The organism is Lachnoanaerobaculum sp. Marseille-Q4761 (assembly GCF_017565785.1).
Classification (GTDB): Bacteria; Bacillota; Clostridia; order Lachnospirales; family Lachnospiraceae; genus Lachnoanaerobaculum.
On sequence record NZ_JAGEKB010000012.1, the window covers coordinates 1 to 1,481 of the forward strand.

Annotated in this window: 1 protein-coding gene and 1 pseudogene; both read left to right on the forward strand. The window is 30.9% G+C overall.

Translation table 11 applies throughout. From position 1 onward, the window contains the following. Positions 1-578 (forward strand): annotated as a pseudogene (locus tag J4O15_RS15750) (hypothetical protein); the annotation flags it as partial. 315 nt (positions 579-893) lie between these two features. Then, complete coding sequence (locus tag J4O15_RS15755; RefSeq protein WP_208101538.1) at positions 894-1,292, forward strand: sigma-70 family RNA polymerase sigma factor; 399 nt, start codon at positions 894-896, stop codon at positions 1,290-1,292. Positions 1,293-1,481: the final 189 nt, after the last annotated feature.

Genomic DNA, 1,481 nt, shown 5'->3' on the forward strand with positions numbered 1-1,481 from the left:
CTATTGAGCCATTCGGGACTTCGTACATAGCTATGTATAAATGGAAGCATGGAGAAGAATTTTATGCATATAAGCCGATTTCACCTGATGAGCTTGGTATAATTACAAGTGATAAGACCCCGGTTCCCCCGGAAATAATAGATGGTCAATATGTACACTTGTGTAATGATGAGGGAGAAGGTATACCCTTTATCCATATGAATCAATCTCTTTATAAAATGGTTAAAGATTTTTACGAGGTTCGTTCTTTAAATGAAATTAAGGATATTTCTTCCATAAAAAGGATTCGAAAAAACCCGGAAAAATGGCAGAACAAGGTTCTAAACATAGAAGATGCGGATTCTGTTAATGAAATAGTAAAGGTTTTAAAAAATTCCGAGGTATATTATTTAGGGGCAACATCTTATGAGGATTTGTTGATTCTTACAAAAAAAGATGGAAGTGAAATAGAATTGCAGATCCCGCCGTACTACCCTGAATTATTTACCGGAGAAGGGTTTATTTTGGGAGATGCCGTTTATTACAGCCCCGGAAGGGAAGAATGGCTTGAATTAATGGATAAATATTTTAATAAGTGATATTTTTCAAAATTTTTATATATGCTCTATTGTTTAATGGATATGCCGCCTTTTTGGTAGAAAAGACAGATAATATAAAAGCTTTTTTGAAGAAATAAAGAGTAGAGGCAATAGAGTATTAAGCGGTTATAATTTTCAGTCATGTAACTATTAAATTTTATGAATGTAATTGTGGAGCTTTATAGAACTATCCCAAACTGAAAATAGAATATGTATTATTCATTAGAGGATTTCGCATGCCAAAATGCAGGAGTCCTCCTTTTTTTGTTCAAAAAATTGGATTTGAAATTTTGGATAAAAAGGAGGATTTCACAAATGACAGATGATAGAAAATATATCTATGTAAAAGGTGAAAAGATATATGTATCCGATGAAATATATAAAGCATATAAAAAACAAGTCAATCATGAGGCTTATTTAAATAAATCAGATAAAAAACATAAGGTTTATGGGTATGAGGATTACAAGATTGATTTAAATTCCATTGTAGATGAAGATGTGGATATTGAAAAAATCATTGAAACTAAAATGAGAATCAAGGATCTATATCAGGCACTGCGAAAGCTAAATGCTGAAGAGCTAAAGGTGATAGATTCTTTGTATTTCAAAAAAATGACCATTCGTGATTTAGCAAAAGAGCAACAGGTATCTTCTAAGAAGATTTTCAGTTTTAAAAATAAGATTTTAAAAAAGCTAAGAGAGATGCTTAAATAGTAACTAATGAGTAGGGGACAGACCGGATTTGCAGTTTGTTCCCTACTTTTTTTAAAAAAAATTTTTAAAAAGTGGAAACAAAAGCATCTGAAAGTAAGGTTTATATATAGAGGGGAAAATTTTACCTTTGGAAAATTGAATATATTTTTGAAAATATAAGAATCTTGTACCTTGAAAGCTAAATAGACC